Source organism: Dankookia sp. GCM10030260, from assembly GCF_042666655.1.
GTDB lineage: Bacteria > Pseudomonadota > Alphaproteobacteria > Acetobacterales > Acetobacteraceae > Paracraurococcus.
This window is the reverse complement of record NZ_JBHTDE010000001.1, coordinates 1010639-1024724: the sequence shown is the minus strand read 5'-3', so window position 1 is coordinate 1024724 and position 14086 is coordinate 1010639. Positions and strand designations below refer to the sequence as shown.

Below are 14086 nucleotides of genomic sequence, written 5' to 3'. Positions count from 1 at the left end.
CGGTGGGGCGGCGGACCTTGCCGCCACCCGTGCCTCGGGCTCACGGGAGACCAGCGGGATTCGCGGCGACGGGTTCCTGCGCCTCGCGGATCATGCCGAGGATCATCCGGGTGCAGGTGCCGCATTGCGCCTTGCAGTCGCAGGCGGCGTAGACGTCGCGCGGGCGGCGGGCGCCCTGCGCCACCGCATCGTTCAACTGGCGATCGGTGAGGGCATTGCAGAGGCAGACGATCACGCGCGCGGTCCCCTTCAGCGCCAGCCGGCGCGCTGCAGCAGCTGCAGCGCGGGGGCGGCATTGGCATTGGTCGTCTCGGCGTCGACCGGCTCGGCGCGGAAGCGGCCCATGGCTTCCAGCGCCGGATGCAGCGGCGCATCCGGCACCGCCGGGTATTCCATGTTGCCCAGGGCGATCATGGCCTGCGCCTGGTCACTGGTGAGAAAATCCAGGAAGCGGGCGGCATTGGCCGCGTTCGGCGCGGTGCGGACCAGGCCGGCGCCGGAGATGTTCACATGCGTGCCGCGGTCGCCGGCGCCCTGGTTGGGGAAAACCACCCCGATCCGCTTGAACAGCGCCTGGTCGTCAGGCTTCTGCGACGCGCCGAAGGCCGCCAGGTAGTAGGTATTGGCCAGCGCCAGCCTGCACTGCCCGGCCGGGATGGCGCGGAACTGGTCACGGTCGCCGCCCTGCGGCGGGCGGGCCAGGTTGCCGGCGACACCCTTGGCCCAGGCCTCGGTCTTCTCCGGCCCGTCGGCGGCCAGGATCGAGGCGGCGAGGCTGACATTGTAGGGGTGGTTGGAGGAGCGGACACAGAGACCGGCGCCGGCCGGGCCGGCCAGGTCCTCGTAGCGGGCGAGGCCGGCGGGCGCGCCCTTCTCCTTGTCGTACATGATGACGCGGGCGCGCTGGGCGATGGCGAACCAGAGCCCGTCCTTCGACCGCAACGCCGCCGGGATGCGCGTCTCCACGGCGGCGGACTTGAACGGCTGCAGGATGCCGGCGCCGGCGGCGCGGGCGAGGCGCGCGGCATCGACGGTGATGAAGACATCGGCCGGGCTGTTGGCGCCCTCGGAGCGGATGCGCTCGATCAGCTGGTCGGCATCGCCCTCGATCAGCCGGAGCCGGATGCCGGTTTCCTTGGTGAAGGCCTCATAGAGCGCGCGGTCGCTGTCGTAGTGCCGGGAGGAATAAAGGTTGACCTCCTGGGCTCCGGCGGCGGCGGGAAGCAGGCCGATCGCGGCGAGCAGGCCGAGGAGACGGCGCTTCGGACGGGCGGTCATGGGAACACTCCGGGTCGGTCGCGGTCCTTGATAGCGATAATGAGAACCATTCGCAAGTGCTTCCGGCAGCATCGCGCCGGAAAGCCTGCCCGTAGCCCAGGCCACCGCGCCTTGCGTTGGCGCAAAGGCGAGGCGGTCGCGCGTCCGGGCGCAGGCGCCCGGACGCGCGCGGGCTCAGCCCTTGGGCTGCAGCCCGCGCAGGAATTTCGCCCGGGTCGAAGCGCCGGTCATCAGGAAGGACTGGTCATTGCCCGAGAGCAGGAAACGGGCGCCGAGGCCGATATAGGTCGAGGCATGCTCCTCGTCGTAGACGCCGCCCATGCCGAGCGTCTTGCCATGCGCCTTGCAGGCCCTGGCCACCGCCTCGTAGGCCGCCTTCACCCGAGGATGGCCGATCTGGCCGCTGATGCCCATGGAAGCCGTGAGGTCGCTGGTGCCGATCATCAGCGCGTCGATCCCCGGCACGGCGGCGATGCTGTCGGCCGCCTCCACCGCTTCCGGCGTCTCGATCATGACGCAGACCAGGATCGCCTCGTTCAGCTCGGCCTGCGCCTCGGCGTTGGACGGCGGCAGCATGTTGTAGGCGAAGGGCGGGCCGCCCCAGCTGCGGGTGCCGACCGGCGGGAAGCGGTAGGCCGCGGCGACGGCCCGCGCCTCCTCCGCGGTGTCGACATGCGGCACCACCACGCCCATGGCGCCGTTGTCGAGCGCCCGGGTGCCCTCGAACAGCGCGTCCTTGCAGCAGCGCACCACCGGCGTGACGCCCTGGTTCAGCGCGGCGATGGCGATCTGCGTCGCCTCGTGCACCGACATCGCGCCATGTTCCATGTCGATGAACAGCCAGTCGAAGCCGGCGGCGGCGGCGATCATGCCGGTGCCGCTGGTGCGCAGGTGGTGCACGCCGAAGCCGAGCGCGAGCTCGTCCTTCGCCAGGCGCTGCTTCAGGCGGTTGGGCGGGAGCGGCATGGGTGGTTCCCTTTCTTGGACGAGGCGCAGGGCACCATGCGCATCCGGCGGGGTCAATCGACCCGCCGGATGCCGCCGCGGCAGGCTGCCGCCGGCCGCGGCGATCCACGCCCGTCCGCGAGCGGCGCTACAGCCGGTCCACCGCCGGCTGCTGCGGCCCGAACCAGCTCTTCGCCAGCATCGCCCGCGCCGCCTCGGCGCCCGCCGCGTCGCCGCGCAGCTCGGCCGCGCGCAGCAGCCCGGCCGCCGCCCAGGCATTGTTCGGCACGCGCTTCAGTGCCTGGCGGAAGGCCTCCTCGGCCTCGACCGGCTTGCCCTGCGCCAGCAGCGCCGCACCCAGCGACTGGTGCACCGGGTAGTACCAGAAGGGCGGCTCCATGTAGGGCAGCGTGTCCTGGATCGCCGCGGCCTCGGCGAACAGCGTCGCCGCGGTGCCATGGTCGCCGGCCGCCTGGGCGATGCGGGCATTGACCACGCGCATGGCGATGCCGAGCACCTCGGGCGCCGGGACGCCCTGCGCCGGCAGCTCCTGGATCGACGGTACCTTGGCCAGCACGCCGATCGCGGCGGCCTCCCCGCGCGCCTCGCCGGCGCGGCCGGACTGCGCCAGGGCGACGCCACGGGCATAGTGCCAATGCGCGCGGATGAAGGGGAACTCCTCGGCCGGCGCTGGCAGCGCCAGGATCGTCTCCGGCGTGGAGAAGCGCGCATGCGCGACGAAGGGCGCCGAGACCACCGGCTGGGTCAGGCCGGGGAAGGCGCGCTTGGCGTCGTCCGAGACGATCGAGGCCAGCCGCGTCGCCGCCGCCACCGCGCGCGGCCCGTCGCCGCCCATCAGCGACGACACCATGACGAAGTGGACGTTGTGCGCGAAGTAACCCTGGGCATAGAGCGCGCTGGCCCCGCCGCGGGCGATCAGTGCCTCGTCCGCCGCCACGGCGCGGAGGTTGGCGTCGAGGCTGTCGCGCCACATCCCCAGCCGGTACCAGATATGCGCGGGCATGTGCACGACATGCCCGGCGCTCGGCATCAGCGCCCCGAGGCGGGCCGCATGCGGCGCCGCGCGCTCCGGCCGGTCGGAGGCCTCGACGGTGTGGATATACAGGTGGATCGCCCCGGGGTGCAGCGGGTTGGGCGTGATCGCGGAAGGCCGCGCGCCGAGCACGCCTTCCAGCAGCACCAGGGTTTCCGCCGTCGCGCCCTTCGGCTTGCGGCCGGCATCCTCCCAATAGTCCCAGGGCGAGAGATTCATCAGCGCGTCGGCGGTCAGCATCGCCACCTCGGGGTCGGCCGGCCAGCGCGCCTGGACCTGCCGCATGGCATCGGCGAAGGCCTGGTCGAGCGGCTTGCGCTCCGCCGTCGGGTCGGCGGCATAGCGCCGCGACAGCGCGGCGATCAGCGCCGCGCGCTGCTCCCCGGCCTGCGGCGCCAGTTGCCGGGCACGCTCCAGCGCGGCGAAGGCGCGGCGGCCGGCATCCGCCTCCATGCCGAAATTGATATGCGGGCCGAGCACCCAGGCCTCGCCCCAGAGGCACATGGCGCAATCGGGGTCGGCGGCCTGGGCCATGCGGAAGGCGCGCGCCGCCTCGGCATGGTTGAAGCCCCAGGCATGGCGGTAGCCCTGGTCGAACCAGGCCTGCGCCTCGGCACTCGTGGTGCCGGCCGGCCAGGTCAGGCTGCCGAGGCCGGGGTCCAGCACCGGCGGCGCGTCGCTGGTCGGCGCCGCGGCGCCGCGCGGCAGGTCGGGGACATGGCCGCCGAGCTCGGTGCGGCGCGGCAGCGCGGCGCGGGCGCTCTCGGCCTGGGCGAGGGCGGGGTTGATGCGGAAATGGTCGTGCTGCGGCGGCTGCGCGGCGTGGCCGTCATGGGTGGCCTGGGCGCGCGCCGCGGCGGGCGTGGCGACGGCAAGGCTGGCGAGGAGCAGGGCACGGCAGGCGCTGGAATGCGGCTTCGGACGCATGATGTCCTCCCTGACGGCATGGGCCTGGCGGCGCGGGACCCCTGGCTGGGCGCCCCGCTATGCGCGGCCGCACAGTTTGCTTGCCGTTCCCGCGAGAGGCGACGTCGCATCGGGCCGCGCGGCCAGCCTAGCCGATCCGCCGCGGGTGCCGGCTCAAGGCTCGGTGATCAGCTTTCGGCCTCGGCCGGTGCGCCCTGCTCGACATAGGCCATCAGCATGTCCAGCCGGTCCGCCTCGCTCGCCGGCTTGTCGGTGCGGATGCGGGCGATGCGCGGGAAGCGCAGCGCGACGCCCGACTTGTGCCGGGTGGAGAGTTGCGCCGCATCGAAGATGACCTCCAGCACCAGCGCCTTCTCCACCTCCCGCACCGGGCCGAAGCGGCCGGTGGTGTGGTTGCGGATCCACTTGTCGAGCCAGCCCAGTTCCTCGTCCGTGTAGCCGGAATAGGCCTTGCCGATGGGGACCAGTTCCTCGCCCCCTGCCCCGTCCGGGCGCCACAGGCCGAAGGTGTAGTCGCTGTAGAAGCTGCTGCGCTTGCCGTGGCCGCGCTGGGCGTACATCAGCACCGCGTCGATCGACAGCGGGTCGCGCTTCCACTTCCACCACAGCCCCTTCTGCCGGCCGGCGACATAGGCGCTGTCGGCCCGCTTCAGCATCAGCCCCTCGATCGACGCCGCCCGCGCGCCGTCGCGCACCTCGGACAGCTGCGCGACCGAGGCGAAGGCGATCTGCGCCGAGAGGTCCATCCGCGCCGGCGCGATGCGCGCCACCCAATCCTCCAGCCGGGCACGGCGGGCGTCGAAGGGCAGCGGGCGCAGGTCCTCGCCGGCCTCGAACAGCAGGTCGTAGAGCCGGACGCCAACCGGATAGTCCGCCTGCATCTTCGCCGACACGGTCTTGCGGTTCAGCCGCTGCTGCAGGTCGGCGAAGGGCGCCACGGCCCCGTCGCGGATCACCAGCAGCTCGCCATCCAGCACGGCGTGGAAGTCCATCGCCGCGAGGATCTCGGGGAAGGCGCCCGACACATCCTCGCCGCCGCGCGACCACAGCCGCCGGCCGCCTGGCCCGGCGGTGAGCTGGACGCGGATGCCGTCCCATTTCCACTCGGCCCGCCAGGCCTTGGGGTCGAGATTGGCGACATCCGCATCCTCCAGCGGATGCGCCAGCATCAACGGCCGGAAGACCGGCGCCTCGCGCGGGTCGGGCTTCTCGTCGCGGCCCTCCAGCCAGCGGAAGAGCGGCAGGTAGGGGGGCGCGACGCCGTGCCAGACCTCCTCGATCTCCGCGACCGGCTGGGCGGACCACTCCGCCAGCGCGACGCGGGCAAGCCGGCCGGAGACGCCGACCCGCAGCCCGCCGGTGATCAGCTTTATCAAGGCCAGCCGGCCGGACGGGTCCAGCGTGTCCAGCCAGCCGCCGATCAGCGCCGGCAGCTCGGATTTCGGCGTCAGCTCCAGCGCCTCGACCACCTCGGACAGCGCCGGCGGCGGCGCGTTCACGCCTTCCCGCTGCGGCCAGATCAACGCCACCGTCTCGGCGAAGTCGCCGACATAGTCATGGCTCAGCGCCAGCAGCACCGGGTCGGTCCGTGCCGCCACCAGGTCGCGGATCAGCGCCGGCTTGGCGGCGGTGAAGACCAGCTCCTCGGTCAGCGCCGCCAGCCCCACCCCGCGGTCGGGGTCCGGCTGCGTCGCGAACCAGTCGCGCAGCAGGGCCAGCTTGGCGTTGCGGCCGGGGGTGAAGACCAGCCGCTCCAGCAGCGCGGCGAAGGCCGGGACGCTCATGCCACAGCCTCGGGCTGCGGCTCCGGCGCGGGGGCGTCGTCCTCCTCCTCGCCCAGCCCAACCAGATGCAGCGCCCGGCCGCGGATGCCGCGCAGCGCCATGGCATGCACCAGCGCGTCGTCGCGGCCATGCGTCACCCAGACCTCGGGCGCGCCCACCTCGTCGATGGTGCGGTTCAGGTCGTCCCAGTCGGCATGGTCGGAGACCACCAGCGGCAACTCCACGCCCCGCGTCTTGGCCCGCTGCCGCACCCGCATCCAGCCGCTGGCCACCGCCACCACCGGCTCGGCCAGCCGCCGTGCCCAGCGGTCCTGCACCGCGGAAGGCGGCGCCAGCACGATGGCGCCTGCCAGCGCCGCCTTGTTGGCCACCGTCGCCGGGGCCAGCGGGCCGAGCGGCACGCCCAGCGATTCATAGAGCGTGCAGAGCGTCGCCAGCGCCCCATGCAGATGGATCGGCCGGTCCCAGCCGGCCTCCCGCAGCAGCCGGATCAGCCGCTGGGACTTGCCCAGCGCGTAGCAGCCGACGACATGCGTGCGGTCCGGGAACAGCGCCAGGCTCTTCAGCAGCTTGGCGATCTCCTCCTCGGGCGGCGGATGGCGGAAAACCGGCAGGGCGAAGGTCGCCTCGGTGACGAAGACGTCGCAGGGCACCGGCTCGAAGGGCGTGCAGGTGGTATCGCGCTGCCGCTTGTAGTCGCCCGAGACCACGGCGCGGCTGCCGCGCCAGTCCAGCACCACCTGGGCCGAGCCCAGCACATGGCCGGCCGGCACCAGGCGGATGGCGACGCCGTTCTGCACCAATTCCTCCCCATACCGCATCGGCTGCTGCACCGTACCGGCCCCGGCCTCCCCCATCCGCGCCCGCATGATCGCCAGCGTCGCCGGGGTGGCCAGCACCGCGGCATGGCCGGGCCGCGCATGATCGGCATGGCCATGGGTGATGACCGCACGGTCGACCGGCCGCTGCGGGTCGATGAAGAACCCACCCGGTTCGCAGAACAATCCCTGCGGGGTGACGCGAAGCCAGGTTTCTGGATGCGGTGGCATGGATCAGGCGACATCCCCGGCCGGTTCATCGGGGTGCAACGCCGCTGCCCCCCTCATGGCGCCGTCCCAAATGTGACCCAGAGGTCGCAAGACAAGCACGTCCGGGGCATTCCACGGAACCTACCGCCATGTCATGCGTCAACCAGGATCGGGTACGCAACGGCACCGGCCAGGACACCCGGCGTAGGAGACGGTCCCGCATGGCGGCTGAGACTGGCGGGTCGGAGATGCTGGGGCAGGAGGCGCAGTTCCGGGCACTTGCCGATCATGCGCCGGTGATGATCTGGCGTGCCGACATCTCCATGGGCTGCGACTTCTTCAACCAGCCCTGGCTGGAATTCACCGGCCGCCGGCTGGACCAGGAACTCGGCCAGGGCTGGGTCGAGGGCGTCCACCCGGAGGACCGCGACCGCTGCCTGCGGACCTTTGCCGAGGCCTTCGCCGCACGGCAGGCGTTCTCCATGGACTACCGCCTGCGCCGGCATGACGGCGCCTGGCGCTGGCTGCTGGACCGCGGCCGGCCTTTCGAGGTGGCCGGCCGGTTCGCCGGCTTCATCGGCAGCTGCGTCGATTACACCGACACGCGCCAGGCGCTCGACGACCACCGCCACGCCCTGGAAGAGCGCGAGAACCTGCTGTCGGAGCTGCATCACCGGGTCAAGAACAACGCCCAGGCCACCACCTCCTTCCTCAGCCTGCAGGCCAGCCGGGCGAGCGACCCAGCCGTCGCCGCGGCGCTGCGCGGGGCGGCGATGCGGGTAATGCTGGCCACCCTGGTGCAGGACCGCATGTTCCGCGTGCCGCCCGATGCCGGGGTCGAGCTGGGGCCGGAGCTGGAGACCACCGCCCGCACGGCGCTCGACGTCGTCGGCCGGCTGGGGGTGCAGCTGGACCTCGATATCGACGCTGACTTGGCCCTGCCGGTGACGCAGGCGACCGCCCTGGCGCTGATCGTCAACGAGCTGGTGGTCAATGCCGCGCGCCACGCCTTCCCCGGCGGCGTGGCCGGGACGATCACGCTCAGCCTGCGCCGGGCCGGGCCGGGGCTCGGCGAATTGGTGGTGGCCGACGACGGCATCGGCCTGTCCGAGGCGCCGCGGCGCAACACGCCGCAGGGTTGCCTCGGGCTGCACCTGATCCCCCGGCTGGCGCGGCAGGCGCATGCGACGCTGAAGCTGGACGGCAGCCAGGGGGTCCGGGCGACCTTGCGCTTCGCCTGCCGCTGACCGCGCGGCGGCAAGCCGCTTCACGGCAGCGCCGCCGCCCGCCATAGTGGCCGGGCATGGGAACATTGCCGGAACTTTTTGCCGCCTGGTTTGCCGGGCGGGGCTGGACGCCGCGGCCGCACCAATTGGCGCTGCTGCGCGCCGCGGCGGCGGGAAGCTCCGCCCTGCTGGTGGCGCCGACCGGCGGCGGCAAGACGTTGGCGGGGTTCCTGCCCAGCCTGGTCGACCTCGCCGCCCGGCCGCGCCCCGGGCTGCACACCCTGTATGTCTCGCCGCTGAAGGCGCTCGCGGTCGACATCGCCCGCAACCTGATGGCCCCGGTGGATGAGCTCTCGCTGCCCATCCGCATCGAGACCCGCACCGGCGACACCCCGCAGAACCGCCGGACGCGGCAGCGGGAGGACCCGCCGCACATCCTGCTGACCACGCCGGAAAGCCTGCTGTTGCTGCTCGCCAACCCGGAGGCCACGGGCTTCTTCGCCGGGCTCGGCGCCGTGGTGGTGGACGAGATCCACGCGCTGGCCGGCACCAAACGCGGCGACCAGTTGGCGCTCGGGCTCGCCCGGCTCGCCAGCCTGGCGCCGGCGGCGCGCCGGGTCGGCCTGTCCGCCACCGTGGCCCATCCGGAGCCGCTGCGCGCCTTCCTCTCGCCCAGCGGCGACCCGGCCGATGTCCGGCTGGTGCAGGTGCGCGGCGGGGCGGCGCCCGAGCTGTCGATCCAGTTGCCGGAGGGGCACCTGCCCTGGGGTGGCCATATGGGCCTGGCCTCGGCGCCCGACATCTACCGCCGCATCGGCGAGGCCCGGGTCACCATCGTCTTCGTCAACACCCGGGCCCAGTCGGAGCTGGTCTTCCAGGCGCTGTGGCGGCTGAACGACGCGGTGCTGCCGATCGCGCTCCACCACGGCAGCCTGACCGTCGAGCAGCGCCGCAAGGTGGAGGCGGCGATGAGCGAGGGGAAGCTCCGCGCCGTGGTCGCCACCGCCTCGCTCGACCTCGGCATCGACTGGGGCGCGGTGGACCAAGTGATCCAGGTCGGGGCGCCCAAGGGCGTCGCGCGGCTGCTGCAGCGGGTCGGCCGCGCCAACCACCGCATGGACGAGCCTTCCCAGGCGGTGCTGGTGCCGGCCAACCGCTTCGAGGTCATCGAATGCACCGCGGCGATCGAGGCGGTGCGGCACGAGGACCTGGACGGCGACCTGCCGCGGCCGGGCGGGCTCGACGTGCTGGCGCAGCACCTGCTGGCCATGGCCTGCGCCGGCCCCTTCCACCCGGACGACCTGTTCGCCGAGGTGACCCGCGCCGCGCCCTATGCCGCGCTGCCTCGCCGGGACTTCGACGACACGCTGCGCTTCGTCGAGGACGGCGGCTACGCGCTGCGGGTCTATGAGCGCTTCCGCAAGCTGTTCCGCGACTCGGAGGGCATGGTCCATGTGCGGGACCAGCGGGTGGCCCGGCAGCTCAGGATGAACCTCGGCACCATCGTCGAGACGCCAATGATCAAGGTGCGCCTCCGCGGCGGCCCGGTCCTGGGCGAGGTGGAGGAATGGTTCGTCTCGACCCTGGAGCCCGGCGACAACTTCATGTTCGCCGGCCAGGCGCTGCGCTTCGAGGCGCTGGATGCGATGAGCGCCGTGGTGACCCGCGGCGGCGAGGGCGAGCTGCGGGTGCCGACCTATGCCGGCGCGCGCATGCCGCTTTCCACCTGGCTGGCGGCGCGCGTCCGGGAGATCCTGCACGACCCGAAGAAATGGCGGCTGCTGCCGGAGCCCGTCCGCGACTGGCTGCGGCTGCAGCAGAAGCGCTCCGCCCTGCCCGACCCCGAGGGCCTACTGGTGGAGACCTTCCCGCGCGGCAACCGCTGGTTCATGGTCGCCTATTGCTTCGAGGGCCGCTTGGCGCACCAGACGCTGGGGATGCTGGTGACCAAGCGGATGGAGCGCCTGGGCTACGCACCCATGGGCTACCTTGCGACCGACTACGTCATCGCTACCTGGTCGGCCTTCGAGCCGACCGACGTCGCGCCCCTGTTTGAGGAGGACATCCTCGGTGAGGACCTGGAGGAGTGGATGGCGGAGTCCTCGATGCTCCGCCGCACCTTCCGCAACATCGCCACCATCGCCGGGCTGATCGAGAAGAACCATCCCGGACAGGAAAAACGCCCCCGCCAGATGACCATGAATTCCGACTTGATCTACGACGTGCTGCGCAAGCACGAACCCGACCACGTGCTGCTGCGCGCCACCCGGCAGGAGGCCGCCGGCGGGCTGACCGACATTGCCCGCATCGGCATGGTGCTGGCCCGGGCGAAGGGGCGCATCCGCCACATGCGGCTCGCCCGCGTCTCCCCGCTCGCGGTTCCGGCGCTGATCGAGGAAGGCCGCGAATGGGTCGCCGGGGGCGCCGAGGATGCGCTGCTGGCGGAAGCCGCGGCGCTGGTCGACGAGGTGACGGATGGCGACGAGATCTTCGCCGGCCTGCTGGCCGACGTGACCGAAGGTGTGCGCGTCCGCGCCGGCGTGGTCGACACGCCGCGCCACCGCGACCGGCCACGCCGCAACCGCTACGTCCGCAGCGCCCCGAAGCGCGTGACCGGCGCATGAGGGCGCAGCAAGGCAAGGTCGGGGAGAAGGTATTCTCCCCGAACCCCTCATCTATTTTTCTGGGTTGGCGACTGCCGCGCGGCGAGTGTCAGACCCACGGAAAGGAAGGGAGAGGTTCGGGGAGGGAATACCTTTCCCTCCCCGACCTTCCTGCCGCCCCGGTCCAACACGCCGCTCGCCACGCCAGCCCTGCCCCGTCGGCCGGGGCGGCAGGCCGCGCATGACCCCCGCCCCGCTGCATGTGGCCGGCGAGCGGCTGATGCTCGACCCCGCCGGGCTGCTCGCCTGGCCGGCCCGCAGGACCCTGGTGGTCGGCGACCTGCACCTGGAAAAAGGCAGCCACTTCGCGCAAGCAGGGCGGATGGTGCCGCCCTACGACACGCGGGAGACCCTGCAGAAGCTGCAACTGGCGCTGCGCCGCTGGCGGCCGGCGCGGCTGGTGGCACTCGGCGACAGCTTCCACGACGCCGGCGGGTCCGGCCGCATGGCGGCGGAGGATGCGGCGCTGCTGCACCGGCTGCTGGCCGGCATCGAGATGGTCTGGGTGCTGGGCAACCACGACCCGGTCCCGCCCGCCGGCCTGCCCGGCGCGGCGGTCGAGGAATTGCAGGACGGCAGGCTGGTCTTCCGCCACGAGGCCCGGCGCGGCCCGGTCAAACCCGTAGAGATCTCCGGCCACTTCCACCCCAAGGCCACCATGCCGACGCGCTGCGGCGGGGTGACCCGGGCCTGCTTCATCGCCGATGCCTGGCGGGTCATGCTGCCGGCCTTCGGCGCCTATACCGGCGGGCTGGACGCCGGCGACCCGGCGATCGCCGGGTTGTTCCCGCGCGGGGCGCGGGTGTTCCTGCTCGGCAACGATCGCTGCTACAGCATGCCGGTCGCGCCCAGCCGGGCGCGGCGCCCGCCGGCGGGCAACGAGGCGGCGGGGACGGCCGCGGGCTGACCGGGCGAGGCCCCTCCCCCGGCATGACGTGGCGGGTCGCCTTTCCCGCCCGGCACCCTAGATAAGGGGCATGGACAGCCCTGCCTTGCTCTGGTTTCGCCAGGATCTTCGCCTCGCCGACAATCCCGCGCTGCATGCGGTGGCCGACCGGCCGCTGCTGCCGGTCTTCGTGCTGGACGATGCCGCGGCCGGCGCCTGGGCGCCGGGGGCGGCGTCCCGCTGGTGGCTGCACCGCTCGCTGGACGCGCTCGGCCGCGACCTCGCCGCGCGCGGCGCGCCGCTGCTGCTGCTGCGCGGCCGGGCGGAGATCGTCATCCCGGCCCTGGCCTCGGCGATCGGCGCGACCGAGGTCCTGGCCGGGCGGCTCTATCAGCCCTGGGCGCGGGAGCGCGACCGCCGCACCGGCGAGGCGCTGGAGGCCGCGGGCAGCCGGCTGCGCCTTGCCACCTCCTCGCTGCTGCGCGAGCCGGCGCGGGTGATGAGCGGCAGCGGCAAGCCCTATGCGGTCTATACGCCCTTCGCCAAAGCGGTGGCGGCGATGGGCGAGCCGGACCTGCCTTTGCCGGCGCCGGCGCGGCTGCGCCCGGTCGCCGCGCCGCCGCCGGGCGAGACGCTGGACAGCCTCGGGCTCTACCCGGTGCCCGGCGAGCCCGACTGGGCGGCCGAATTCCCCGTGCTGTGGACCCCGGGCGAGGCCGGGGCGCAGGCGCGGCTCGCCCGCTTCATCGCCGGGCCGGTCGCCGGCTATGCGGCGCAGCGCAACGCCCCGGGCACCGAGGGCACCTCCGGCCTCTCGCCGCATCTGCACTGGGGCGAGGTCTCGCCGCGCCAGGTCTGGCACGCGGTGCGCGAGGCGCAGCCGGGCGAGATTGCGCAGTCCTGGCCCTTCCTGTCGGAGGTGCTGTGGCGGGAATTCTCCTACCACCTGCTCTGGCATCGTCCGGAGCTGCCGGAGCGCCCGCTGCGCGGTCGCTTCGCCGGCTTCCCCTGGCAGCCCGATGCGGCGCTGCTGCAGGCCTGGCAGCGCGGCCGGACCGGCTACCCGATCGTCGATGCCGGCATGCGGCAGCTCTGGCGGCATGGCTGGATGCACAACCGGGTGCGGATGATCACCGCCTCGCTGCTGGTGAAGCACCTGCTGCAGCCCTGGCAGGCCGGGGCGGCCTTCTTCTGGGACACGCTGGTGGATGCCGACCTCGCCTCCAACAGCGCCTCCTGGCAATGGGTGGCGGGCAGCGGCAGCGATGCGGCGCCCTATTTCCGGGTCTTCAACCCGGTGCTGCAGGGCGAGAAATTCGACGCCGGCGGCGGCTATGTCCGCCGTTTCGTCCCGGAGCTGGCGAAGCTGCCCGACAAATGGCTGCACCGCCCCTGGGAGGCCCCGCCCGAGGTGCTGCGCGGCGCCGGAGTCACGCTTGGCCGCGACTACCCGCGCCCGGTGGTCGACCATGCCGCGGGCCGCGCCCGGGCGCTGGCCGCCTTCGCCGCGCTGGGGACATCGGATGACGTCCCAGAGGACGTCGCGGAGCCGGCGGCGTGACCGATGCGGCCACCATCGACCTGCGCCGACGCGGCTTCACCGGGCTGCGCGTGGTCGGCGACGTGCATGGCGATGCGGTGGCCTTCTCCCATGCGGTGGCGGGGGCGGAGGCCGAGGGCCTCTTCCTGCTGCAGCTCGGCGACCTGACCGACCACGGGCCGGACAGCCCGGCGGTGCTGCGGCTGATGTTCGGCCTGCTGGATGCCCGGCGCGGCCGCTTCCTGCTGGGCAACCACGACCACAAGCTGCGCCGGGCGCTGCTGGGCCAGCGGGTGAATTTCGCCGCCGAGGGGCTGGGGCGGACCCTGGCGCAGCTGCAGGCGGCGCCGGATGGCGAGGCCCTGGCGCAGCGCGCCATCGCCGAGGTCGCCGTGGCGCCGGCCTGGCTGCGCCTGGGCGACCGGCTCTTCGTCCATGCCGGCTGGCATCCCGGCATGCTGGCCGGGCCGCCGGCGCCGGATGCCGGCACGCGCAAGCCCGACCCGCTGCTGTCGCGGGCGATGTTCGGCCAGGTGACCGGGCGCCTGCAGGCCGATGGCTACCCCGAGCGGCTGGATGCCTGGGTGGACCGCATCCCGGCCGGGCTGGTGGTCTATTGCGGGCATGACCGGCGCTCGCCGGATGGCCGCCCCTTCGTGCTGGACGGCTCGGCCGGCGGCCGCGCCATCTTCCTTGACACCGGGGCCGGCAAGGGCGGGCACCTGTCCTGGGTCGACCTGCGGTTCTGATGCGGC

Annotated in this window: 11 protein-coding genes; 5 read left to right on the top strand and 6 right to left on the bottom strand. The window is 73.1% G+C overall.

Translation table 11 applies throughout. The annotated features are described in order from the left end of the window. Positions 1 to 40 precede the first annotated feature (40 nt). From ACFQS7_RS04915 to ACFQS7_RS04890, 6 genes are all read right to left on the bottom strand, one after another. The gene (locus ACFQS7_RS04915) at positions 41 to 235 is read right to left on the bottom strand and encodes a bacterioferritin-associated ferredoxin (RefSeq protein WP_380065900.1); all 195 of its coding nucleotides are present in this window, start codon (positions 233 to 235) and stop codon (positions 41 to 43) included. Between the two features lie 14 nt (positions 236 to 249). Then, positions 250 to 1278 carry an extracellular solute-binding protein gene (locus tag ACFQS7_RS04910; protein WP_380065899.1) on the bottom strand — a complete coding sequence of 343 codons (1029 nt, stop codon included), beginning with the start codon at positions 1276 to 1278 and terminating at the stop codon, positions 250 to 252. Between the two features lie 174 nt (positions 1279 to 1452). Beyond that, positions 1453 to 2244 carry an HpcH/HpaI aldolase/citrate lyase family protein gene (locus ACFQS7_RS04905; RefSeq protein WP_380065898.1) on the bottom strand — a complete coding sequence of 264 codons (792 nt, stop codon included), beginning with the start codon at positions 2242 to 2244 and terminating at the stop codon, positions 1453 to 1455. A gap of 127 nt (positions 2245 to 2371) precedes the next feature. Beyond that, entirely contained in the window at positions 2372 to 4204 is a 1833-nt protein-coding gene (locus ACFQS7_RS04900; protein WP_380065897.1) for a tetratricopeptide repeat protein, read from the bottom strand. Positions 4205 to 4371: 167 nt separating this feature from the next. Next, positions 4372 to 5988: a cisplatin damage response ATP-dependent DNA ligase gene (locus ACFQS7_RS04895; RefSeq protein WP_380065896.1), complete on the bottom strand. Its 1617-nt coding sequence runs from the start codon at positions 5986 to 5988 to the stop codon at positions 4372 to 4374. Further along, positions 5985 to 7037 (bottom strand): ligase-associated DNA damage response exonuclease, encoded by a 1053-nt coding sequence (locus ACFQS7_RS04890; protein ID WP_380065895.1) that lies wholly within the window; start codon positions 7035 to 7037, stop codon positions 5985 to 5987. The genes ACFQS7_RS04895 and ACFQS7_RS04890 overlap by 4 nt, the downstream gene beginning before the upstream one ends. A 200-nt stretch (positions 7038 to 7237) precedes the next feature. Here ACFQS7_RS04890 and ACFQS7_RS04885 point away from each other — a divergent pair, with 200 nt between their 5' ends. The 5 genes from ACFQS7_RS04885 (at position 7238) to ACFQS7_RS04865 (ending at position 14080) form a co-directional block, all read left to right on the top strand. Next, positions 7238 to 8263, top strand: coding sequence for a sensor histidine kinase (locus tag ACFQS7_RS04885; RefSeq protein ID WP_380065894.1), 1026 nt, complete (start codon positions 7238 to 7240; stop codon positions 8261 to 8263). A gap of 56 nt (positions 8264 to 8319) precedes the next feature. After that, positions 8320 to 10866, top strand: coding sequence for a ligase-associated DNA damage response DEXH box helicase (locus tag ACFQS7_RS04880; RefSeq protein ID WP_380065893.1), 2547 nt, complete (start codon positions 8320 to 8322; stop codon positions 10864 to 10866). Between the two features lie 220 nt (positions 10867 to 11086). After that, positions 11087 to 11812, top strand: coding sequence for a ligase-associated DNA damage response endonuclease PdeM (gene pdeM / locus ACFQS7_RS04875; protein WP_380065892.1), 726 nt, complete (start codon positions 11087 to 11089; stop codon positions 11810 to 11812). Between the two features lie 70 nt (positions 11813 to 11882). Continuing rightward, on the top strand, positions 11883 to 13352 hold the full coding sequence (locus ACFQS7_RS04870) for a cryptochrome/photolyase family protein (protein WP_380065891.1): 1470 nt from the start codon (positions 11883 to 11885) through the stop codon (positions 13350 to 13352). Next, complete coding sequence (locus ACFQS7_RS04865) at positions 13349 to 14080, top strand: metallophosphoesterase (RefSeq protein WP_380065890.1); 732 nt, start codon at positions 13349 to 13351, stop codon at positions 14078 to 14080. Before ACFQS7_RS04870 ends, ACFQS7_RS04865 begins: the two co-directional genes overlap by 4 nt. The last annotated feature ends 6 nt before the right edge of the window (positions 14081 to 14086 follow it).

Bases quoted from the DNA above. Each gene is read 5' to 3' on its own strand.
- ACFQS7_RS04910 (WP_380065899.1), bottom strand. From the start codon at position 1,278: ATGACCGCCCGTCCGAAGCGCCGTCTCCTCGGCCTGCTCGCCGCGATC.
- ACFQS7_RS04905 (WP_380065898.1), bottom strand. From the start codon at position 2,244: ATGCCGCTCCCGCCCAACCGCCTGAAGCAGCGCCTGGCGAAGGACGAG.
- ACFQS7_RS04900 (WP_380065897.1), bottom strand. From the start codon at position 4,204: ATGCGTCCGAAGCCGCATTCCAGCGCCTGCCGTGCCCTGCTCCTCGCC.
- ACFQS7_RS04895 (WP_380065896.1), bottom strand. From the start codon at position 5,988: ATGAGCGTCCCGGCCTTCGCCGCGCTGCTGGAGCGGCTGGTCTTCACC.
- ACFQS7_RS04890 (WP_380065895.1), bottom strand. From the start codon at position 7,037: ATGCCACCGCATCCAGAAACCTGGCTTCGCGTCACCCCGCAGGGATTG.
- ACFQS7_RS04885 (WP_380065894.1), top strand. From the start codon at position 7,238: ATGGCGGCTGAGACTGGCGGGTCGGAGATGCTGGGGCAGGAGGCGCAG.
- ACFQS7_RS04880 (WP_380065893.1), top strand. From the start codon at position 8,320: ATGGGAACATTGCCGGAACTTTTTGCCGCCTGGTTTGCCGGGCGGGGC.
- pdeM (WP_380065892.1), top strand. From the start codon at position 11,087: ATGACCCCCGCCCCGCTGCATGTGGCCGGCGAGCGGCTGATGCTCGAC.
- ACFQS7_RS04870 (WP_380065891.1), top strand. From the start codon at position 11,883: ATGGACAGCCCTGCCTTGCTCTGGTTTCGCCAGGATCTTCGCCTCGCC.